Source organism: Stutzerimonas stutzeri RCH2 (assembly GCF_000327065.1).
In the GTDB taxonomy this organism is placed as follows: Bacteria; Pseudomonadota; Gammaproteobacteria; order Pseudomonadales; family Pseudomonadaceae; genus Stutzerimonas; species Stutzerimonas stutzeri_AE.
The window spans coordinates 419,752-442,217 of the sequence record NC_019936.1; the positions used below are offsets into that span (position 1 = coordinate 419,752).

15 protein-coding genes are annotated in these 22,466 nt (G+C 64.9%); 9 read left to right on the forward strand and 6 right to left on the reverse strand.

What is annotated here, in order from left to right; genetic code table 11:
• Positions 1–12 precede the first annotated feature (12 nt).
• From PSEST_RS01940 to PSEST_RS01955, 4 genes are read left to right on the forward strand one after another with little or no spacing between them, the layout of a single operon-like run.
• Complete coding sequence (locus PSEST_RS01940) at positions 13–3,522, forward strand: response regulator (RefSeq protein ID WP_015275396.1); 3,510 nt, start codon at positions 13–15, stop codon at positions 3,520–3,522.
• Between the two features lies 1 nt (position 3,523).
• Complete coding sequence (locus PSEST_RS01945) at positions 3,524–4,342, forward strand: CheR family methyltransferase (RefSeq protein ID WP_015275397.1); 819 nt, start codon at positions 3,524–3,526, stop codon at positions 4,340–4,342.
• Positions 4,339–4,941, forward strand: coding sequence for a chemotaxis protein CheB (locus PSEST_RS01950; RefSeq protein WP_015275398.1), 603 nt, complete (start codon positions 4,339–4,341; stop codon positions 4,939–4,941). Before PSEST_RS01945 ends, PSEST_RS01950 begins: the two co-directional genes overlap by 4 nt.
• 2 nt (positions 4,942–4,943) lie before the next feature.
• A complete protein-coding gene (locus PSEST_RS01955; protein ID WP_015275399.1) occupies positions 4,944–6,134 on the forward strand; it encodes a hybrid sensor histidine kinase/response regulator in 1,191 nt (396 codons plus the stop codon).
• A 38-nt stretch (positions 6,135–6,172) separates the two neighbouring features.
• On the opposite strand, the gene selO is transcribed toward PSEST_RS01955, so the two are convergent.
• The 5 genes from selO to PSEST_RS01980 all read right to left on the reverse strand — a co-directional run bounded on the left by selO (position 6,173) and on the right by PSEST_RS01980 (position 15,820).
• Positions 6,173–7,633 (reverse strand): protein adenylyltransferase SelO, encoded by a 1,461-nt coding sequence (gene selO, locus PSEST_RS01960; RefSeq protein WP_015275400.1) that lies wholly within the window; start codon positions 7,631–7,633, stop codon positions 6,173–6,175.
• A gap of 90 nt (positions 7,634–7,723) precedes the next feature.
• Complete coding sequence (gene mscK / locus PSEST_RS01965) at positions 7,724–11,014, reverse strand: mechanosensitive channel MscK (RefSeq protein WP_015275401.1); 3,291 nt, start codon at positions 11,012–11,014, stop codon at positions 7,724–7,726.
• Between the two features lie 115 nt (positions 11,015–11,129).
• A complete protein-coding gene (locus PSEST_RS01970) occupies positions 11,130–12,875 on the reverse strand; it encodes a potassium/proton antiporter (protein WP_015275402.1) in 1,746 nt (581 codons plus the stop codon).
• Positions 12,876–13,009: 134 nt separating this feature from the next.
• Positions 13,010–14,824 (reverse strand): acyl-CoA dehydrogenase, encoded by a 1,815-nt coding sequence (locus PSEST_RS01975; protein WP_015275403.1) that lies wholly within the window; start codon positions 14,822–14,824, stop codon positions 13,010–13,012.
• A 105-nt stretch (positions 14,825–14,929) separates the two neighbouring features.
• Positions 14,930–15,820 carry a polyprenyl synthetase family protein gene (locus tag PSEST_RS01980; protein ID WP_015275404.1) on the reverse strand — a complete coding sequence of 297 codons (891 nt, stop codon included), beginning with the start codon at positions 15,818–15,820 and terminating at the stop codon, positions 14,930–14,932.
• 158 nt (positions 15,821–15,978) lie between these two features.
• Here PSEST_RS01980 and fni point away from each other — a divergent pair, with 158 nt between their 5' ends.
• From fni to PSEST_RS02005, 5 genes are read left to right on the forward strand one after another with little or no spacing between them, the layout of a single operon-like run.
• Positions 15,979–17,019 carry a type 2 isopentenyl-diphosphate Delta-isomerase gene (gene fni, locus PSEST_RS01985; RefSeq protein ID WP_015275405.1) on the forward strand — a complete coding sequence of 347 codons (1,041 nt, stop codon included), beginning with the start codon at positions 15,979–15,981 and terminating at the stop codon, positions 17,017–17,019.
• A gap of 20 nt (positions 17,020–17,039) precedes the next feature.
• The gene (locus PSEST_RS01990; RefSeq protein ID WP_015275406.1) at positions 17,040–18,326 is read left to right on the forward strand and encodes a glycosyltransferase; all 1,287 of its coding nucleotides are present in this window, start codon (positions 17,040–17,042) and stop codon (positions 18,324–18,326) included.
• Positions 18,316–19,485 carry a lycopene beta-cyclase CrtY gene (gene crtY, locus PSEST_RS01995; RefSeq protein ID WP_015275407.1) on the forward strand — a complete coding sequence of 390 codons (1,170 nt, stop codon included), beginning with the start codon at positions 18,316–18,318 and terminating at the stop codon, positions 19,483–19,485. The genes PSEST_RS01990 and crtY overlap by 11 nt, the downstream gene beginning before the upstream one ends.
• The gene (locus PSEST_RS02000; RefSeq protein WP_015275408.1) at positions 19,482–20,987 is read left to right on the forward strand and encodes a phytoene desaturase; all 1,506 of its coding nucleotides are present in this window, start codon (positions 19,482–19,484) and stop codon (positions 20,985–20,987) included. The genes crtY and PSEST_RS02000 overlap by 4 nt, the downstream gene beginning before the upstream one ends.
• Positions 20,984–21,910, forward strand: coding sequence for a phytoene/squalene synthase family protein (locus tag PSEST_RS02005; RefSeq protein WP_015275409.1), 927 nt, complete (start codon positions 20,984–20,986; stop codon positions 21,908–21,910). The genes PSEST_RS02000 and PSEST_RS02005 overlap by 4 nt, the downstream gene beginning before the upstream one ends.
• Here PSEST_RS02005 and PSEST_RS02010 read toward each other — a convergent pair.
• The gene (locus tag PSEST_RS02010; protein WP_015275410.1) at positions 21,870–22,403 is read right to left on the reverse strand and encodes a sterol desaturase family protein; all 534 of its coding nucleotides are present in this window, start codon (positions 22,401–22,403) and stop codon (positions 21,870–21,872) included. The two genes, PSEST_RS02005 and PSEST_RS02010, sit on opposite strands and share 41 nt — an antisense overlap.
• Positions 22,404–22,466 lie beyond the last annotated feature (63 nt).

Here is a 22,466-nt window from a genome sequence, read left to right on the forward strand (position 1 = left end):
GGAAAGGAAACCATGAGCGAGTCCTTCATCGACCAGAGCAATTTCAGACGGATACTCAACCGTAACGTGGCCGTGCCACTGGGTTTCGGTTTCCTCAGCGCCTTCTTCTTCAGCGCCATCGTCTATTACCTGCTGAGCGTCGGCCATTGGGTCGAACAATCGGTCAAAGGGGTCGCCCACGCCCATGAAGCGTTGCGCCTGGTCGCCGACCTGGAAACCGGTCTGCGCGGCTACCTGATCGCCGGTGAGGAGCCGTTTCTCGACCCCTATCGCCAGGGGCTGGGGCAGATGGAGCGCGAGCTGGACGCGCTCAAGGTCTACGCGGGCAGCGACCCTCTGCAGCTTTCGCGCCTCGAGAAAATCGACGCGGCCCACCATCTCTGGCTGGCTTTTGCCGAAGAGGGCATCTCACGGCGGGCGGCCGGTGAGCCGGTGGTCGATTACGTGCGCACCCGCCGGGGCCTGGACCTGACCAACCAGCGGCGCAACCTGCTCAACGAATTCATTGCCGAGGAGCGCCAACTGCGCGCCCAGCGCACCGATACTTCGGAAGTCATCACCACCGCGCTGATCGGTGGCTTCCTGCTGTTCAGCCTGATTTTCAGCGGCATGCTGGTCTATCTCGGTCGTCGTGACCTGACCTCCTTGTCCACCACCTACTCAGAGTTGCTGGGCAAGCAACATGCCCATGCCGAGGCATTGGAACAACAGGCCTGGTATCGCACCGGGCAGACCCAGCTCAGCGATTCGATCATCGGCGAACTGGCCTTGCCGGCACTGGGCCAAGGCGTGCTGAACTTCCTCTCGCGCTACATCGACGCGGCCGTGGGTGCGCTGTACGTGGTGCAGGACGGCAAGCTGCAGCGCGTCGCCGAATACGCCTACGACCCGGATCACCTGCAGAGCGGCCGAACGCTCAACGTCGGCACCGGTCTGGTCGGCCAGGCAGCGCTCGAACGCCGGGTCATGGCGCTGGAAGACCTGCCGGCGGATTATCTCAAGGTCACCTCGGCGCTGGGTGACACCGCGCCGCGCTCGGTGCTCATCGTGCCGGTGGAAGACAGCGGCATGCTCAACGGCGTGATCGAACTCGGCTTCCTGCGGCCATTGCGCGAGCAGGACAGCGAACTGCTGCGACGCATCGCTCCGAGCATCGCCTCGGCCATCGAAGCCGCGCGCTACCGTCAGCGCCTGCAGAAGGTGCTGGCCGAGACCCAGCAGCTCAACGAGGAGCTGCAGGTGCAGCAGGAAGAGCTGCGCGCCGCCAACGAGGAGCTGGAGGAGCAATCCAACGCCCTGCGCGAATCCCAGGCGCACATGGAAGAGCAACAGGCCGAGCTGGAGCAGACCAACGAACAGCTGGCCGAGCAGACCGAGGCCCTGGCCCGTCAGCGCGATCAGATGGACGAGAAGAACCAGCGCCTGAACGAGGCGCAGCTGATGCTCGAACAGCGCGCCGATGAGCTGCAGCGCGCCAGCCGCTACAAGTCCGAATTCCTCGCCAACATGTCCCACGAGCTGCGTACGCCGCTGAACAGCTCGCTGATCCTGGCCAAGTTGCTAGCTGACAACCCGGCCGGCAATCTCAGCGACGAGCAGGTCCAGTTCGCCCGCTCGATCTACTCGGCGGGCAACGACCTGCTCACGCTGATCAACGACATTCTCGACATTTCCAAAGTGGAAGCCGGCAAGTTCGAGGTCCATCCCGAGCTAACCATCCTCTCCCGTCTGGTCGACGGCATGAAGAATCTGTTCTTGCCCCAGGCGATGGAGCGCTCGCTGCAGTTCAGCGTCGAACTGGCCGACGACCTGCCGGCCAGCCTGTTCACCGACCGCCAGCGGCTGGAGCAGATCCTCAAGAACCTGTTGGCCAACGCCTTCAAGTTCACCGAGAAGGGTTCGGTGACGCTGCGTGTGGAGCCTCGTGATGACGACCTGCTGGCCTTCGCCGTGCGCGATACCGGCATTGGCATCGCGCAGGAACAGCAGGCAGTAATCTTCGAAGCGTTCCGCCAGGCCGACGGCACCACCAATCGGCGTTACGGCGGCACCGGCCTGGGCCTGTCGATTTCCCGCGAGCTGGCCAACCTGCTCGGTGGCCAGATCGAGGTGCAGAGCGCGCCGGGGGCGGGCAGCACCTTCACCCTGGTCGTGCCGCAGAGCTACAGCGAAGCACGCGTTGCCGAGCCGCTTGTGGTGGAGCCGAGCAGCAGCCCGTCTCTGCCGAGCCGGCCGGTCGAGCCGCCGCAGCGCCGCGCAGAGCCGCAAGCGCCGCGCCATGCGGTCAGTGCACCGCCGCAGCGCCTACCGGATGACCGCGACAGATTCCCCTTCAAGGAGCGCTGCGTGCTGGTCATCGAGGACGAGCCGCAGTTCGCCCGCATCCTCCACGATCTCGCCCATGAACTGCAGTACAGCTGCCTGCTGGCGCAGAACGCCGACGACGGCTTCGATACCGCGCTGCAGTACAAGCCGGACGCGATCCTGCTCGACATGCGCCTGCCGGACCACTCCGGCCTGACCGTGCTCGAGCGCCTCAAGGAAAACCCGGCGACGCGGCATATCCCGGTCCACGTGGTCTCCGTGGAGGATCGCAAGGAGGCTGCGATGCAGATGGGCGCGGTGGGCTATGCGATGAAGCCGACCACCCGCGAGGAACTGAAGGACGTGTTCAGCCGCCTGGAAGCCAAGCTGGCGCAGAAGGTCAAACGCATCCTGCTGGTCGAGGACGACGCCCTGCAGCGGGAGAGCATGTCGCGGCTGATCGAGGACGTCGACATCGAGATCACCGCTGTCGAGTTCGGCGCGCAGGCGCTGGAACAGCTGCGCGATACGGTGTTCGACTGCATGATCATCGACCTCAAGCTGCCGGACATGGACGGCAGCGAGCTGCTCGAGCGCATGGCCAAGGAGGACATCTGCTCCTTCCCGCCGGTGATCGTCTATACCGGGCGCAACCTCACCCGCGACGAAGAAGCGGCGCTGCTCAAGTACTCGCGCTCGATCATCATCAAGGGCGCGCGCTCGCCGGAGCGTCTGCTCGACGAGGTCACGCTGTTCCTGCACAAGGTCGAGTCGGATATGCCGCCGGAGCGGCAGAAGATGCTGAAAAGCGCGCGCAGCCGCGAGAAGGCCTTCGAGGGCCGCAAGATCCTGGTGGTGGACGACGACGTGCGCAACGTCTTCGCCCTGACCAGCGCGCTGGAACAGAAGGGCGCGCTGGTGGAAATCGCCCGCAATGGCCTGGAGGCCATCGACAAGCTGCAGCACGACACTGACATCGACCTGGTGCTGATGGACATCATGATGCCGGAAATGGATGGCTTCACCGCCATGCAGGAAATTCGCAAGGATGTTCGTTTCGCCAAACTGCCAATCATCGCGGTAACCGCCAAGGCGATGAAGGATGACCAGGATCGCTGCCTGAGCGCTGGTGCCAATGACTACCTGGCCAAACCCATCGACCTCGACCGGCTGTTCTCGCTGATCCGCGTCTGGCTGCCGAAAGTGGAGCTGCTGTGAAATGCCCGACCGTAATGTCGAGATCGAACTCAAGCTGCTGATCGAGGCCATCTACCTCAAGTACAGCTACGATTTTCGCGACTACTCCGGCGCCTCGCTCAAGCGCCGGGTGTTGCTGTCGCTCAAGCAGCTGAACTGCGACAGCATCTCGGAACTGCAGCGCAAGATTCTCTACGACCCGCAGGCTTTCATGGACCTGCTGCAGTACCTCACCATTCCGGTCAGCGAGATGTTCCGCGACCCGAGCTACTTCCGCTCGCTGCGCGAGCATGTAGTGCCGGTGCTGCGCACCTATCCGTCGCTGAAGATCTGGATCGCCGGTTGCAGCACCGGGGAAGAGGTCTACTCGATGGCCATCCTGCTCAAGGAGGAAGGTCTGCTGGAGCGCTCGATCATCTATGCCACCGACATCAACCCGCGTTCGCTGGAGCAGGCGCGCCAGGGCATCTTCGCCATCGACCACCTGCGCCAGTACACGGCCAACTATCAGCAGGCCGGCGGCACGCGCAGCTTTTCCGACTATTACACCGCCGCTTACGACTCGGCGATCATGGACAAGGCGCTGAAAGAAAAGGTTACGTTTGCCGACCATAGCCTGGCGACCGATAGCGTATTTTCCGAAACGCAGTTGATCTCCTGCCGCAACGTGCTGATCTATTTCAACAAGCCGCTGCAGGATCGTGCCTTCGGGCTGTTTCACGAATCGCTCTGCCATCGGGGTTTTCTCGGCCTCGGCAGCAAGGAAACCGTCGAGTTTTCCGGCTACGCCAGCTACTACGAGCCGTTCGACAAATCGGAAAGGATCTTCCGCAAGCTATGAGCAGCCCCGCGCAGGCGCTTCTTCAGGCGAGACGCCAGCCGCCCATCGAGGCGGTGGTGATCGGTGCGTCCGCCGGTGGGCTGGAGGCGCTCGGCATGGTGCTCGAAGGCCTGCCCAGCGGTTACCGTCCACCGATTCTGGTGGTCCAGCACATACCTGCCAGCGGACCCACTCATCTGGCCGAGATCTTCGCTCGCAGAACCCGGCTGCAGGTCAAGGAAGCGAACGACAAGGACCAGTTACGCTGCGGAATGCTGTACTTTGCCGCACCCGGTTATCACCTGTTGGTCGAGAATGACCGCAGCCTGTCGCTGAGCCAGGACGATGCGGTGCATTTTTCCCGCCCGTCGATCGACGTGCTGTTCGAATCGGCAGCCGATACCTGGGGCGCGCAGGTCGCCGGTGTTCTGCTGACCGGCGCCAACGAGGACGGCGCTGCCGGTCTCGAGGCGATTCACCGCTGCGGCGGTTTGACCGTGATCCAGGACCCCGCCGAAGCGGCGGTGCCGACCATGCCACGCGCCGCCCTGCAGCGCTTCGCACCGGATTTCATCTTGCCTCTGCGCGACATCCACCGTTTGTTGCGAGAACTGGAGTGACCATGCCCGACCGTGCCGACGAGGTGAACCTGCTGATCGTCGATGACCTGCCGGAAAACCTGCTGGCGCTGGATGCCTTGTTGCAGGCGCCTGGCGTGCGGGTGCATCAGGCCGAGTCGGCCGAGCAGGCGCTCGAACTGTTGCTGCGGTACGAGTTCGCCCTGGCCATTCTCGACGTACAGATGCCGGGCATGGACGGCTTCCAGCTGGCCGAGCTGATGCGTGGCACCGAGCGCACCAAGCAGATCCCGATCGTTTTCGTCAGCGCGGCCGGCCGCGAGCTCAATTACGCCTTCAAGGGCTACGAGAGCGGTGCGGTGGATTTCATGCACAAACCGCTGGATGCCCATGCGGTGCGCAGCAAGGTCAGCGTGTTCGTCGACCTGTACCGCAGCCGCAAACGCCTGGCGCGTCAGCTCGAAGCGCTGGAGCGTAGCCGTCGCGAACAGGAAGTGTTGCTCGATGAACTGCGCAGCACCAAAGCCGAGCTGGAAGATGCAGTGCGCATGCGTGACGATTTCATGTCGATCGTCTCCCATGAGCTGAAAACGCCGTTGAACACGCTGATTCTGGAGGTGCAGCTGCGCAAGCTGCAGCTCGGCCGCAACAACTTCGCGGCCTTCAGCGAAGAGCGCCTGCGCAACATGGTCGACAAGGACGAGCGGCAGGTCCAGAGTCTGATCCGCCTGATCGACGACATGCTCGATGTTTCGCGCATCCGCACCGGAAAGTTGTCGATTCGCCCGAGTCGCACCGACCTTGCCGAGCTGGTCGGTAACGTCGTGGAGAGCTTCGCCGCGCAGATGGAAGCCTGCGGTTGCGAGCTGCGACTGGAGCGGGCCGAGTCGATCATCGGCGTGTGGGACGCTTTCCGCATCGAGCAGGTGCTGGCCAACCTGCTGACCAACGCCATGCGTTACGGTGCCGGCAAGCCGGTGCAGGTCAGCGTCACCTCATGCGCAGAAGGTGCCTGCATCGAGGTGCGCGACCACGGCATCGGCATCAGCCCACAGAGCCTGGAGCGCATCTTCTGCCAGTTCGAGCGCGCCGAGGGCAGCGAAGGCAGCGCTGGCCTGGGGCTGGGCCTGTTTATCGCCGACCAGATCGTCCGCGCACACAACGGCCGCATCCAGGTGCAGAGCGTGGAGGGGCAGGGTTCGCAGTTCCGCGTCCTGCTGCCACTGGGCGAATAGCCGAAGCCTGTCGGCTGGCCTCTATCGCCTGTCCATCCTCAGGACGAACAGCTGATTTCCAGATGCTTGCCCCATTCCGGTGGCCGTTCGGCGTAGCGCTGCATGCCGGGCTGTTCCTCAAAGGGCCGGGCAAGTACGGTGTGCAGCTCGCGTACCGGGGCGTAGTCGCCTTTCTCCGCGGCCTCGATGGCCTGCTGCGCCAGGTAGTTGCGCAGGATGTACTTGGGGTTCACCGCCTGCATCCGCGTTTGCCGCTCGGCTGGATCGCCGCCCTCCAATGCCGTGCGGGTGCAGTAATCCGCCGCCCAGGCATCGAACCCCTGCAAATCGACGAAGTCCTCGCGTAGCCGGCGTACCGCCTGCTCAGCAGGGCTCTCGCTCAGCTCGCGAAAGAAATTCGTGTAGTCGACGGCACTGGCCTGCATCAGCTGCAACAGACGGCGCACCAGCGCATCATCAGTCGCTTCGGCCTGGGCGAAACCCAGGCGCCGACGCATCAGGTCCAGCCATTCGGCCTCGTACAGTGGCAGGAACAGCTCCATGGTTTCGCGCAGCACCTTCACCTCGACGAAAGGCGTCAGCGCCTGCGCCAGCGCGGCCAGGTTCCAGTGGGCAATGGGCACCTGATTCTCGAAGGAATAGCGGCCGGTGTCGTCGGAATGGTTGCAGATGAAGCGCGCATCGAAGTCGTCGAGGAAGGCGTAGGGGCCGAAATCGAAGGTGATGCCGAGGATCGACATGTTGTCGGTGTTCATCACTCCATGGCAGAACCCGTAGGCCTGCCAGCGCGCGATCAGCGCGGCGGTGCGCTCGAGCACCGTGCGGAAGAACGCATGGAAGGGCTCGGGGTGTTCGAGCAGCTCGGCGAAGTGCGCCGCGATGACGTGCTCGAGCAGCTGCTTCAGTTCGCCGTGCTGGCGGGTGTAGTAGAAGAATTCGAAGTGGCCGAAGCGCACATGGCTGGGCGCCAGGCGCAGCAGCATGGCACCGCGTTCCGGGCGCTCGCGGTAGACCAGTGAATCCGAGCTGGTGACGCACAGCGCACGGGAGCTGGGAATGCCCAGCGCATGCAGGTGTTCGCTGGCCAGGAACTCGCGGATCGATGAGCGCAGCACGGCACGGCCATCGCCCATGCGCGAGTAGGGCGTCTTGCCGGCGCCCTTGAGGTGCAGGTCCCAGTATTCGCCCGCTTCGTTGACGACCTCGCCGAGCAGCAGTCCGCGGCCATCGCCGAGTTGCGGGTTGTAGCTGCCGAACTGGTGGCCGGAATAGACCATGGCGCGCGGTTCGGCCGTGGACCAGATCTTGTGCCCGGAAAACAGCTTGGTGAACAGCGGCTGCTCGGCTTCGGTAGGGGCCAGATCCAGCAGCGCCATCGCCGCTTCGCTGGCAACTACCAGGCGCGGATCGCTCAGCGGCTGCGGCGACACCTCGGTGGAAAAGGTGTCGCCGAGACGGGCGAAGCGATTGTCGAAGGTCAGTTGGGTCAGGCTTTTCAAGATGCCTCCGGCACGGCGTACAGCAGCAATGGCCCGGCCGGTGCCGGGCGTATTCAGGACGTTGGAGGCCGCGAGCTGGCTGAGCGTTCCTCAGCCGCGATCGTCGGTCGACGGCTTCTGTTCGTCGGCGGGTTTGGGCGTGGCGCTCAATTGCAGCTGCTGACCGGCAAAATTCTTCAGGAACACGTCGACCTGGCGGAAGGCGATGTTGATGCCGGCCTTGTTGAACTCGCGATCGATGAAGCGGTTGATCTCGTCGGTGGCCGGGTTGCGGTCGCCGAGATCGCGCACGTGGATGCGCAGTTCGTGATCCAGGGTGCTTTCACCGAAGTTGAGGAAGAACACCTGCGGCTCTGGATCCTTGAGTACGCGCGGGTTGGCTTGGGCGGCCTTGTAGAGCAGGGTCTTCACCTGCTCAAGGTCCGAGCCGTAGGCCACGCCGACCTTCAGCGTCACGCGGGTGACGGTGTCGCTCAGCGACCAGTTGATCAGCTGGCCGGTGATGAAGGTCTTGTTCGGGACGATGATGTCCTTGCGGTCGAAATCGGTGATGGTGGTGGCGCGGATGCGGATCCGGCTGACGGTACCCGACAGGTTGCCGATGGTCACCACGTCACCGATGCGTACCGGGCGCTCGAAGAGGATGATCAGGCCGGAAATGAAGTTGGCGAAGATCTCCTGCAGGCCGAAGCCCAGGCCCACCGAAAGTGCCGCCACCAGCCATTGCAGCTTGTCCCAGCTGACGCCGAGGGTGGACAGCGTGGCGACGATGCCGAAGCCGGCCAGCGCGTACGACAGCAGGGTAGTGGTGGCATAGGCGCTGCCCTGGGCCAGGCGCAGCTTGGACAGCACCATGACCTCCAGTAGGCCGGGCAGGTTGCGCGCCAGGGCGACGGTGATGGCGATGATCAGCAGCGCGCCGAGCAGGTTGTTCAGGCTGATTGCCGCGGTGGTCAGGGCATCGCCGCTGCCGCTGGTGTATTCGTAGAGGGTGATGTTGTCCAGGTAGGACACCACCGAAATCAGGTCCGACCAGACCCAGTACAGCGCCACCAGGAACACGCCGAACATGGTCATGCGGGTCAGGCGCAGTGACTGCTGGTTGACCTGTTCGATATCCAGCCCCGGCTCGCCCTGGGTTTCCACCGGGTCGCCGGGTTCTTCGGTCTGCGCCTGACGCTTGGCCAGTGCGCGCTTGTAGGCCAGACGCCGCGCGGCTACGGTCAGTCCGCGGATCAGCGCCGCCTCGACGACGATCCAGATCATCAGCAGGTAGAGCGTATCGATCAGGCGATCGGTGAGCTTCAGTGCGGTGTAGTAATAGCCGAAGCCCACCGCGACGATCAGCGCGATCGGCAGCATGCTGAACAGCAGGCCGATCATCAGGCGCAGCGGCGGCGCGTTCTGGCTCGACGGCCCCTTGAGCAGCAGACGGTTGAGACGCCAGCTCATCAACGCGAAGCAGGCCAGCACCACGAGGATGCCGAGGACGTCGTCGGCCAACCGCGCTGGCTGGTGTTCGGCCACGCTGACCACGGCGACCAGAGCCATGACGATCATGCCCAGGCGGCGGATCTCGTCACGCAGGAACGCCACCTGCGGCCGTGACCAGCCGAAATGCAGTTCGGCCACGCGGCCTGGCGAGAGCATCCGGTAGGCGCTGTAGAACACCAGCCAGGCCTGGGCCATTTCGTACAGCGCAGCGCCAAGCACGTAGTTCTGCCCGCGGGCGTCCATCTGCAACAGGTAGCCGCACAGTGCCAGGAACAGTGCGCCGGGCAGCGCCAGCAACAGGTTGAGCAGCAGCGCCAGCGGCGTGTGCAGCTGGCTGTCGTTGCGGAAGTGGCCGATCTGCTCGCTCAGTGAGCTGAGCTTGGCGTCGATGGTCTTGCGCCACCAGAGCAGCCCGGCGATCAGCAACAGCAACGGCAGGAAGAACAGCGGGCGTTCCTTGAGCCCGGCGCCCAGTTCCTGGATTGCTGAAAGCCACGGCATCGCCGCCAGCTGGGCTTTCAGGCGCTGTACCGACCCCTGCAGCCAGCCGAGATCCAGCGGCTTGTTGCTCGGAATCCAGAACATCTGCTCGTCGAGGGTATCGCTCAGGGTGCGCGCGGTGTCCTGCAACTGTTTCTGATTCAGCTGCAGGGTGATCGAAGCGTTGAGCAGGGCGTCCAGTTCCCGGTTTAGGCGATCCAGCAGTTCGCTGCGGGTGGTCGCCAGGTCCATCAGCGTGCGCCGCAGCTCAGGCGTGATTTCCTCTTCCTTCTGCTGTGCCAGCAGTTGTTCGACGTAGGCCGCGGGGTTGCCGGCGGCCTCGCGGCGCTGGTTGAGTTCGAACTGATAGAGACGGATATCGGCGATTTCGTCGGCAAGATTCTTATCCAGTTGCAGGCTCGGCAAGGCTTGCTTCTGCTGGTAGAGAATGCGCGACAGCAGCAGGCTGCCCTCGAGCACGGCGATCTGTTCTTCCAGCGCCTGGTCGGTCTGGTTGAGGGTGTCGAGCTGCTGGCGGGTCCTGAGGTTCTGCTGATTGAGGCGGTTGAGGCGCTCGGTGGCGCGCAGCAGGTAGTCGGACAGTTTGAGGTTCTCGGCGCTCTCGGCGGCAAGCAGCTTGTCCGAGCCGGCCTGCTGCACCCGTGCCGAGAATTCGGCCACGGTCTGTTCCGATTCTGCGCGGCGCTTTTCGTTGATCAGGCTCTGCAGCGCCTGGGTGTCCTGCTCGGCGCGGGCGATGCGCTCGGCGAGCAGGTCACGGCGTGCCTTGCCCAGGTCCTGCAGCAGGCTGTTGCCGGCCAGTTCCTGGCGGCGCAGATCGATCTGCGCACTGAGCGAGACGATTTCGGCGTCCAGCAGCCCCCGGCGTTCCTCGCTCAGCGGCTTGCCTGACTCGCGCCCGCTCTTGAGCAGATTGTTGATTTCCTGGATACGCGTCTGCGCCGTGCTGATCTGCGCCTGGGCGCGCTCCGGGCGGGTCTGCGCGGTGATGATCATGCTGTTGGCAGCGCTGAACTGCTTCTGCCATTCGGAGAGTTCTTCGACCCGCGCGCTCAGACGCTGCTCCAGCGCTTCGACCGATTGCTTGGCGTAGCGCTGCGCCGGGTCTTCATCCGGACTGGCCTTGAGCTTTGCCAGCTCGCGCTGGGCCTCGGCGATCTCCTTGGGGGCCTGGGCCAGCAGCGCCTTCAGGTCCTCGGCGCGCTTGTTGCTGGTTTCGGTCTGCTGAACCATGCGTTGGGTTTGCTCGCCCAGCGACAGTTGCGCAGGTTTCGCCTCGCCTTCGGTGGCTGGCGGTGTGCCAGTCAAGCTATCCAGCGATTGGGCGTGCAGGGGAGCGACGAACAAACAGATCGTCGAGAACAGCAGGGTACGCAGAAGTGACATGGGGGCGTGACGTAGGCGGATGACCAGAGAGGGCGAAAGTCTACGGGCTGCGCCAGTTCTGCGCGAGTACCGCGCAACTGACCGACGGACGGGCGGTTGCCGCGCTGCTCGCCGGCTAGAACATCAGCTGCGGGCCGGGCTTGTCGCCTTCCGGGAATTTGAGGCCGACCTTGCGCACTTCGCCGGCTTCCATCGCTGCCACCGTCCAGGTCAGGCCGTTCCATTCGACCTGGTCACCGACCACCGGATTGCCACTGACCTGTTCGGCCATGAAGGCGCCGATCGTCTGGTTGCCATCCACCTCGCGGAGCTTGAGGCCGTAGAGCGCCGCGATGGCGCTGAGCTGAGCGTCGGCTTCGAGGATGAAATCACCGAAGAAACGCAGATCCTGGCCGCGCGTGGGCGCCTGGCTGAACAGCTTGCCGAGCGCCGGCAGATCTTCGTCGTGGCCGATCACGCAGAGAATGTCGTCGACCTGCAGCCGGGTACTGCCGGAGGGGTGCAGCAGTTCCTTGCCGCGGAACAGTGCGGCGATGCGTGTGCCGGGCGGCATCTTCAGCTCGCGCAGCGCGGCGCCGACGCACCATTTGCTGGCGCTCAGGCGGTAGACGAACATCTCCCACTGGCTGGTGGTGTGCACCTGCAGGCCGCTACGCGAAACCGGCATCGGCGAGGGCGGTACTTCCACCTTGGCCTTCTTCGCCGCCCAGGCCAGGGTCGAACCCTGCAGCAACAGCGACACCAGCACGATGAAGAACGCCACATTGAAGAACAACTGCGCGTTTTCCAGCCCTGCCATCAGCGGGAACACCGCGAGGATCACCGGCACCGCGCCGCGCAGGCCGATCCAGGAAATGAACAGGCGCTCGCGCAGGTGAAAGCTGCGAAACGGCAGCAGGCTGACGAACACCGCCAGCGGTCGGGCGAAGAGGATCATCCACAGCGACAGGGCCAAGGCCGGCAGCGCGATGGGCAGCAGCTCGCTGGGTGTCAGCAGCAGGCCGAGCACGAGGAACATGCTGATCTGGCTGAGCCAGGCCAGGCCGTCGAACATGTGCAGGATGCCGTGGCGATTGCGGATCGGCCGGTTGCCCAGCAACAGGCCGCACACGTAGATCGCCAGGATGCCGCTGCCGCCGATGGCGCCGGACAGCGCGAAGATCATCAGGCCGCCGGCCACTGCCAGCAGCGGATAGAGGCCGTCGGCCACCGACAGGCGGTTGATCAGTTGCAGCAACAGCCAGCCGCCAAGCAGACCGAGCACGGTGCCGATGCCGAACTGCTGCAACAGGGTGAGAAGGAAGTCCCAGCCGAAGGTGGTGCGGCCGGCGAGCAGCATGTCGATCAGCGCGACGGTGAGGAACATCGCCATCGGGTCGTTGCTGCCCGACTCGATCTCCAGGGTCGAGCCGACCCGCTCGTTGAGTCCCTTGCCGTTGAGCAGATTGAACACCACCGCGGCATCGGTGGAGCCGACGATGGCGCCGATCAAAAGCCCCTGCAGCAGCGGCAGATCGAACAGCCAGGCGGCGGCCAGCCCGGTCAATCCGGAGGTGATCGCCACGCCCAGGGTCGCCAGGGAGAACGCCGGTTTCAGTGCAACGCGGAAAGTGGCGGTGCGGGTGCGCATGCCGCCATCGAGCAGGATCACCGCCAGCGCCAGGTTGCTGATAATGAAGGCCAGCTGGTAATCGCCGAAGACGATACCGCCAACGCCGTCGACCCCAGCGAGCATGCCGACGGCAAGAAAGATGACCAGGATCGGTACGCCGAGGCGGTTCGACAATGAGCTCATCAGGATGCTCGCAGCCACCAACAAGGCACCGATAAAGAACAGGTGGTTGAGGTTGCCGAGGTCCAAATCAGGTCTCCGTCAGAGAATGCCGCCTCGCGCTCATGCACGGGATATGCCAGCGATTCTAACCCGATGATTTGGCAGGCTGTAAAAAAAACGCCCCGCATGAGCGGGGCGCCGTACGTGTTGTACGCGATGCCCTAGAACCAGGCGTCCTGCATGGTCAGGCAGGTGTCGTCGCGGGCTTCGAGGATGGCCAGTTCGGGCTCGCAGGCCGGAACTTCCCAGGTCAGGAAGTAACGCGCCGCCTGCAGCTTGCCGCGATAGAAGTCGGCGTCTGCGGCGTTGCCCTCGGCGAGTCCGCGTTCGGCGCGCAGGGCCTGTTCCAGCCAGCGCCAGCCGATCACCGCATGGCCGAACACCTTCAGATACAGTGCCGAGTTGGCCAGCGCCTGGTTCACCTTGCCCGCTGCGAGATCGCCGAGCAGCGCCTGGGTGACGCTGGTGAGGCGGGCGATATGCTGCTCCAGCGGCTTGCGCAGGGCGGTCAGCGAGTCGTATTCGGCGGCGCGTGCGCAGCTGGCCTGGATCAGCCCAAGCAGTTGACGCAGGCCGGCGCCCTTGTTCTGCATCAGCTTGCGGCCGAGCAGGTCCAGCGACTGGATGCCGTGGGTGCCTTCGTGGATCGGGTTCAGGCGGTTATCGCGGTAGTACTGCTCCACCGGATATTCGCGGGTGTAGCCATGCCCGCCGAGAATCTGGATCGCCAGTTCGTTGGCTTTCAGGCAGTACTCCGACGGCCAGGATTTGACGATCGGTGTCAGCAGGTCGAGCAGCTCGCTGGCATTGCGCCGCTCCTCCTCGCTCTCGGCGGTGTGCTCGTCGTCCACCAGGCGTGCCGAGTACAGGCCGAGATCGAAGGCGCCTTCGACGTAGGCCTTCTGCATCAGCAGCATGCGCTTGACGTCGGTGTGCTCGATGATCGGCACCTGGCTTGAGGCCGGGTCCTTGCCGTCCGGCAGGCGGCCCTGCGGGCGGCCCTGCGGGCGCTCGCGGGCGTAGTTCAGCGAATAGAGGTAACCGGCGTAGCCGAGCATGATCGCGCCCATGCCGACGCCGATGCGCGCCTCGTTCATCATCTGGAACATGTAGGCCAGGCCCTTGTGCGGCTCGCCTACCAGGTAACCGACGCAGTTGCCGTTGTCGCCGAAGTTCAGCGCGGTGCTGGTGGTGCCGCGCCAGCCCATCTTGTGGAACAGCCCGGCAAGCAGCACGTCGTTGCGCTGGCCGAGGCTGCCGTCGTCGTTGACCAGGAACTTCGGCACGATGAACAGGCTGATGCCCTTCACTCCGGGGGGCGCGTCCGGCAGCTTGGCCAGGACCATGTGCACGATGTTTTCCGACAGCGGATGGTCACCACCGGAAATGAAGATCTTGTTGCCCTTGAGCCGATAGCTGCCGTCGCCCGCCGGTTCGGCGCGGGTGCGGATGTCCGACAGCGAGGAGCCGGCGTGCGGCTCGGTGAGTGCCATGGTGCCGAAGAAACGGCCTTCGAGCATCGGCTGCAGGAAGCGCTGCTTCTGCTCTTCCGAGCCGAAGGTTTCGATCAGGTGCGAGGCGCCCATGCTCAGCATCGGGTAGGAACTGGTGGCGATGTTGGCCGACTGGAAATGCGCGAAGCAGGCCCGCGACAGCAGGTTCGGCAGCTGCATGCCGCCGTCGTCGAAGCTGCGCTGGGCGTTGTGGAAGCCCGCCTCGATAAAGGCGTCGACGGCCGGCTTGACCTCGGGAATCAGCACCGCTTCGCCGTTGACGTACTGCGGCTCGTGCTCGTCGGACTTGCGGTTGTGTGGTGCGAAGTATTTCTCGGCGATGGTCCGCGCGGTGCCGATGGCGGCGTCGAAGGTTTCGCGGCTGTGATCGGCAAAGTGCTCGCGGCGGGTCAGAGCCTCAGCGTCCAGCACTTCGTAGAGTTCGAACGCCAGGTTACGCGGGCAGAGCAGGGTCTCGGTCATGGTCAACCTCCGTTTTCATCCGCCCGAGTCTAAGGACCGCGGTTTTCCATTGCCTAGCTTCATCCATTGCACTGATGAAGCGTCAACACGGGGTCGGGCCATCGTTCAGCCGAACAGCTGGCGCATCATCGCGGCCAGCTCGCCATCGCCTAGGCCGGCGGCGTCGAGATGGGTCAGTGCGGCCTCTCGGTGAGTTGCCAGCTGTTGCTCGGCTGCCTGCTGGCCGAGCAGCGAGACCACGGTTGCCTTGGTCCGATCCTGCTGGCAGTTCTTGCCGGTCTGCTCGGGTGTCAGACCATCGGCGATATCGTCGAGCAGCTGGAAGGCCAGGCCCAGTTGGTTGGCAAAGCCTTGCAGGTGGCGTGTCCGCGTCCGCTCCGCGCCGGCAAGCAGGGCCGCAACTTCCAATGCGGCGGTGAACAGCGAGGCGGTTTTCAACTGGTTGGTGGCGATCACCGCGTCGAGCTGCTGTGCTTCTTGCGCACCATGCAGGTCGCGGAACTGCCCACGTACCAGGCCTTGCGCACCGACCGAGCGCGCGAGGATGGCCACCGCGTCGTTGCGCTGCCTGGGGGTGAGCCGGGGCGCGGTGGCGGTGATGCCATACGCATGGCTGAGCAGTGCGACCGAAGCGAGCACGGCGACGTCTTCGCCGAAGCGCAGATGAATGGTCGGCTGTCCACGCCGCAGGCTGGCGTTGTCCATGCATGGCATGTCGTCGAGAAACAGCGAGGCGGCGTGGATCATTTCCAAGGCGCAGGCCAGGTCCAGGCCGATATCCGGGTCGATGCCCAGATCACTTAGCGCCAGTAGCAACAGCAGCGGCCTGAGCCGCTTGCCGGGTGCCAGCGTGCCTTCGCGTAAGGCCAGGCTGACCTTATCCAGCTCCGACTCGGGGAATGGCAGGCGCAGCGCCAGGCGCTCATCGACCTGCCGGCGCAGGCGCAGCAGGCTGTCGCATTGCGGAAGCGGGACGGGGGAATTCTGCGTTTGCATGGCGGTGCCCTCGCTGGCGCCCCAGTTCGAGCAGCCGGGTTGCGCAATGTTGTACAACGATTGGACGTTATGACAAAAACCTGTACAACTCGTTGCCATCGCATAGCACTTTTTTCAGGGCGTCACGTCCAAACAAGTCTTCCCGGGAGCCGATTTCCATGAGCAAGCAATCGTTGGTCAGCCGCAAAAACGATCATCTGGATATCGTCCTGGACCCGGCGCGGGCAGCCGGTGCGACGGGTACCGGTTTCGGCGCATTTCGCTTTGAGCACTGCGCCCTGCCCGAGTTGCACCTGGACCAGATCGACCTGAAAGGCGCGCTGTTCGGGCGCAGCCTGCGAGCCCCGCTGCTGATCAGCTCGATGACCGGCGGCGCCGCACGTTCGGCCGCGATCAATGCGCACCTGGCGGAAGCCGCGCAACATTTGGGTATCGCCATGGCGGTCGGCTCGCAGCGGGTTGCACTGGAGACCGCCGGTGATCAGGGCCTGACTGGGCAGCTGCGTCAGCTCGCGCCGGACATCCTCTTGCTGGCCAACTTCGGTGCCGCGCAGCTGGTGCGCGGCTACGGCGTGGATGAGGCGCGCCGCGCGGTCGAGATGATCGACGGCGATGCGCTGATCGTGCACCTGAACCCGTTGCAGGAGGCGGTACAACCGGGCGGCGATCGTGACTGGCGAGGCGTGCTCCAGGCGATCGAAGCGCTTGCCCGCCGCCTTGCGGTGCCGGTGGTGATCAAGGAAGTCGGCGCGGGCATATCCGCGACAGTGGCACGGCAGCTGGTCGACGCGGGTGTTGCCGCCATCGATGTGGCGGGCTCTGGCGGGACCAGCTGGGCCGCGGTGGAAGCCGAGCGAGCCACCGATGTCAGCCAGCGCGCGATCGCCCAGGCCTTCGCCGATTGGGGCATTCCCACCGCGCAGGCGCTGCAGGCCGTGCGCGAGGCCTGCCCCGGCACACCACTGATCGCCTCCGGCGGCATTCGCGACGGGGTCGAAGCAGCGAAGGCGATCTGCCTGGGCGCCGATCTGGTCGGGCAGGCGGCCGGCGTACTGCAGGCGGCGATGCTCAGCAGTGATGCGGTGGTACAGCACTTCGAGGTGCTGATCGAGCAGCTGCGGATTGCCTGTTTCTGCACGGGCTCGGCCAGCCTCGCCGAGCTGCGGCAGGCGCGGCTGCTGCAAGTCTCCGGCTACTGAAGCCCGGACGGAGCCGCCAGATGACACATTTCGCGGCAATCGCCCCGCCTTATCTCAGCCATCTGCGCGCCTTCGAAGCCATTGCCTGGCAGCTGGTGCAGCGCGGTCATCGCGTCACCTTCGTTCAGCAGGCCGATGTCGCCGCGCTGTTGGAGCTGTCCGACGCCGGATTTACCGTCATCGGCGCCGATTCCCATCCGCCGGGCAGCTTGGCTGCGGTGGTCCGCCGCGCCGCGCAACCGGGGCCGTTCGGCATCCGTCGGGTCATCGCCGACATGGCGGCCAGCACCGAGCTGTTCTGTCGCGAGGCGCCGCGCGTGCTGCGTTCGCTGCAGGTCGACGCCGTGCTGGCCGACCAGATGGAGCCGGCGGGGGCGCTGGTGGCCGAGCATCTTGGCCTGCCGTTCGTTTCCATCGCCTGCGCCTTGCCGTTCAACCGCGAACCGCTGCTGCCCCTGCCGGTGATGCCCTGGCGCTACCGGGCGACAGACTGGGGCGAGCAGCTCAACCTGCACAGCAGCCGTGTCTATGACCGCCTGATGCGCCCCCACGCCGAGGTGATCGAGCGTTACTGCCAGGCGTTCGGCCTGGCGCCGCGCTCGACTCTGAGCGACTGCCTGTCGCCGCTGCTACAGATCAGCCAGACGGTGGCGGACTTCGACTTTCCGCGCCGCCAGCTTCCGCCGAATTTCCAGGCTGTCGGGCCGTTGCGTCGCCCGCTGCACGGCGAGGCCGAACTGAACCTGCCGATCGACCCGGCGCGGCCGTTCGTCTTCGCCTCGCTGGGCACCCTGCAGGGGCATCGCTACGGGCTGCTGCGCAATATCGCCCGCGCCTGCAAGCCGCTCGGCGTGCAGCTGTTGATCGCCCATTGCGGCGGGCTGAATGCAGCACAGGCGGCGCGGCTACGTGACGAGGGCGCGCATTGGGTCACCGACTTCGCGCCGCAGCGGGCGGCATTGGCCAGGGCTTCGGCGGTCATCACCCATGCCGGGCTGAATACCGTGCTCGATGCGCTGGAGGCCGATGTGCCGATGCTGGCGCTGCCGATTGCCTTCGATCAGCCGGGTGTCGCGGCGCGTATCGAACATGCCGGCGTCGGGCTGCGCTTGCAGCCGCTGTTGGCAAGTCCGGCGCGGATCAGCCACGCATTGCAGCGGCTGCTGAACGAAGGCGAGTTTCGCCAGCGGGCGGCGCAGCTCGGGGCAGAAGTGCGTGAGGCCGGTGGTGCGGTGCGTGCCGCCGAGCTGATCGAGGCGGCGCTCGGGACAGATGGGCAGCGAGCGGAGGTGGCGAGTGGCGCTTGATGCGGACCTGATCCTGGTTGGCGGCGGGCTGGCCAACGGCCTTCTGGCCCTGCGCCTGCGTCAGCAGCGGCCTGATCTGCGCCTGCTGGTGCTGGAGCAGGGCGACACCCTGGGCGGCAATCACACCTGGTCCTTTCATGAGCATGACCTGACGCCGGCTCAGCAGCGTTGGCTGGAACCTATGGTGGGCAAGCGCTGGCCCGGCTATGCAGTGATCTTTCCCGAACTGCAGCGCCGGCTGGCCAGCGGTTACGCGAGCATCTTCTCGGAGCGCTTTCACCAGTACCTGATGCCCGAACTGAGCGATGGCGTGCGTTTGCGCACCACTGTTGCCAGCGTGGAGCCGCAAAGGGTGCGTCTGGCCTCGGGGAACATCTTGCAGGCCGGTGCCGTGATCGACGGTCGTGGCGTGCGCAGGACCGATCAGCTGGCGCTGGGTTTTCAGAAATTTCTCGGCCAGGAACTGCGCCTGCAGCAGCCGCACGGCCTGCGTGAGCCGATCATCATGGACGCCAGCGTCGCCCAGCATGACGGCTATCGATTCGTCTACGTGCTGCCGTTCAGTGCCGACAGCCTGCTGATCGAAGACACCTACTACGCAGACGGTGACACGGTGGCGCCCGAGACATTGCGCGCCAATATCGAACGCTATGCTCAGGACCGCGGCTGGACTATCGCCGAGCTGTTGCGTGAAGAGCAGGGCGTGCTGCCCATCGTGCTTTCCGGTGACCTGCCGGCGTTCTGGGACGAGGCGTGCGGCGTGCCGCAGACCGGGCTGGCCGCGGCGCTGTTTCATCCCACCACCGGCTACTCACTGCCCGACGCGGTGCGTCTGGCCGATCACCTGATCGCGCTGGATCGCTGGGATGCCACCAGTCTGTTCGAGGCCATCCGCGATTACTCGTTGGCGCAGTGGCGCCAGCGCGGCTTCTTCCGGCTGCTCAATCGCATGTTGTTCATGGCCGGTCCGGCGGATCGTCGCTGGGCGGTGATGCAACGTTTCTACCGCCTGCGCGAACCGCTGATCCAGCGCTTCTACGCGGCCAATCTGACCACCCGCGACCGCTTGCGCATCGTCTCGGGCAAGCCTCCTGTTCCGCTCGGCGAGGCGCTGCGCGCACTTGCCGCCCATGATCTGCATCGCAAGGATTACCGATGAACCAAGCTAAACGAGCGGTGGTGATCGGCGCCGGCTTCGGCGGGCTGGCGCTGGCCATCCGCCTGCAGCGCGCCGGAATCCAGACCACACTGCTGGAGAAGCGCGACAAGCCGGGTGGCCGCGCCTACGTCTACCACGACCAGGGTTTTACCTTCGATGCCGGCCCGACCGTGATCACCGATCCGCCAGCGCTGGAAGAACTCTTCAGCGGCGCCGGCAAGCGCATGGCTGACTACGTCGAGCTGCTGCCGGTCAGTCCGTTCTATCGGCTGTGCTGGGAGGACGGTTACAGCTTCGACTACGTCAACGATCAGGTCGAACTGGATCGGCAGATTCATGCCCTGAACCCGAAGGACGTCGCCGGCTACCAGCGCTTTCTCGCCTATTCGCGGGCGGTGTACGAGGAGGGCTACGTCAAGCTCGGCACCGTGCCCTTCCTGTCGTTTCGCAGCATGATCGGCGTCGCCCCGCAGCTGGCGAAGCTGCAGGCCTGGCGCAACGTCTACAGCATGGTGGCCAAATTCGTGGAGAACGACCGGCTGCGCCAGGCGCTGTCCTTTCATTCGCTGCTGGTCGGTGGCAACCCGTTCGAAACTTCCTCGATCTACGCGCTGATTCATGCGCTGGAGCGCCAAGGTGGCGTCTGGTTTCCGCGAGGCGGCACCGGTGCGCTGGTGCAGGGGATGGTCCGGTTATTCGAGGACCTGGGCGGCAAGCTGGAGCTGAACGCCGAGGTTGCGCGGATCGACCTGGCAGGTGGACATGCCAAGGCCGTGATCACGGGTGACGGGCGTCGCTTCGATACCGATGCGGTGGCTTCCAACGCCGATGTGGTCAACACCTACAAGCAGCTACTCGGCCACGAACAGCGTGGTCGCGACGAGGCCAAACGGCTCTCCGGCAAGCGTTTCTCGATGTCGCTGTTCGTCATCCATTTCGGCCTCAAGCGCCGCCACGAGCACCTGCAGCATCACACGGTGTGCTTCGGCCCGCGCTATCGGGAGCTGATCGACGAAATCTTCAAGCGCGAAACCCTGGCCGACGACTTTTCCCTCTATCTGCACGCGCCCTGCGTCACCGACCCCTCGCTGGCGCCTGAGGGCTGCGCCAGCCACTACGTGCTGGCACCAGTGCCGCACCTGGGTACGGCGGATATCGACTGGGCGGTGGAGGGGCCGAAATACCGCGACCGCATCTTCGAGTACCTGGAGCGACACTACATGCCGGGACTGCGCGGCGATCTGGTCACCCATCGGATCTTCACGCCGCTGGATTTCCGCGACGAGCTCAACGCCCATCTGGGCTCGGCGTTTTCGCTGGAGCCGATCCTCACCCAGAGCGCCTGGTTCCGCCCGCACAACCGCGACGACGTGATTCCCAACCTCTATATCGTCGGCGCCGGCACTCACCCCGGTGCCGGCGTGCCCGGCGTCGTCGGTTCGGCCAAGGCCACCGCCGCGCTGATGCTGGAGGACTTCATGTTGAAGGAGCACGCCGGATGAACGACCGGGTCATCGATCACTCCACTCAGGCGATCAATGTCGGCTCCAAGAGCTTCGCCGCGGCGGCGAAGCTGTTCGATGAGCGCACCCGCCAGAGCGCGGTGATGCTCTACGCCTGGTGCCGTCATTGCGACGATGTGATCGACGGCCAGACCCTCGGCCACGGTCAGCTCGCCGGTGATCGCAACAGCGGTGAGGCGCGGCTGGCCGAGCTGGTCGATCTCACCGAGCGCGCCTATGCCGGCGAGGCGATGAGCGATCCGGCCTTTGCTGCGTTTCAGCAAGTGGTTCAGCGGCACCAGATTCCCAAGCGATACCCGCTGGAACATCTCGCCGGTTTTCGCATGGATGTGCAGAACTACCGTTACCAGACGCTCGATGACACGCTGCTCTACTGCTATCGCGTCGCCGGTGTGGTCGGTCTGATGATGGCGCGGGTGATGGGCGCCGAAGCGGAGCCGACGCTGGAGCGAGCCTGTGATCTGGGCCTGGCCTTTCAGCTGACCAACATTGCGCGGGATATCGTCGAGGATGCACAGATCGGCCGCGTTTACCTGCCGGCCGAGTGGCTGGCTGAGGTGGATATTCCAGAGGACGAAGTCGCACTGTTACAGCACCGTGCAGCGTTGGCGACGCTGGCGGTGCGGCTGGTGAATCTGGCCGAGCCCTACTATCAGTCGGCATCTCAGGGATTGCGTGACCTGCCGCTGCGCTCGGCCTGGTCCATCGCCACCGCCCATGGCGTCTACCGGCAGATTGGCGTCGAAGTGAAAGCGCGCGGCGCGGCGGCGTGGGATAGGCGCGTCTCGACCAGCAAGGGTCAGAAGTTGCAGTTCCTGTTGGGTGGCGGGGTACTGGCGCTGGCCTCGCGGCGGATGCAGGTCAGGCCGCGTCCTGACGATCTCTGGAGGCGTCCTCGCTAGCGCTAGCGCTCGCCTTGCGCAGCGGCCCATCGTGCAACCCGCGCAATTGGCGCTTGAGCACCGGCAGCGGCGGTGCATAAAGAAAACCGAAGGACACGCAGCGCTCCTTGCCCTCGACGGCATGGTGCATACGGTGCGCCTGATAGAGCCGCTTGAGATAACCGTTGCGCGGCACGTAGCGCAGCGGCCAGCGGTGATGGACCAGGCCGTCGTGGGCGACGAAGTAGAGAAAGCCGTAGGCCGTCATCCCGGCGCCGATCCATTCCAGCGGGTGATAACCGGCCATACCCAGGGCGATCAGCAGAATCGCCACGCCGGCAAACACCAGCGCATACAGGTCGTTCTTCTCGAACCAGCCGCTGCGTGGCTCGTGATGCGACTTGTGCCAACCCCAGCCCCAGCCATGCATCACGTACTTGTGTGCCCACCAGGCGAACAGCTCCATGCCGGCCAGGGTGGCGAGGAAGACGAGCGTATTGGTCAGTGGACTCATAGGCGGCGTTCCGTGAGAAGTCCGGTCGATTCTACGCGCCGTCGCCGCGGCTCAGGGCGCGCC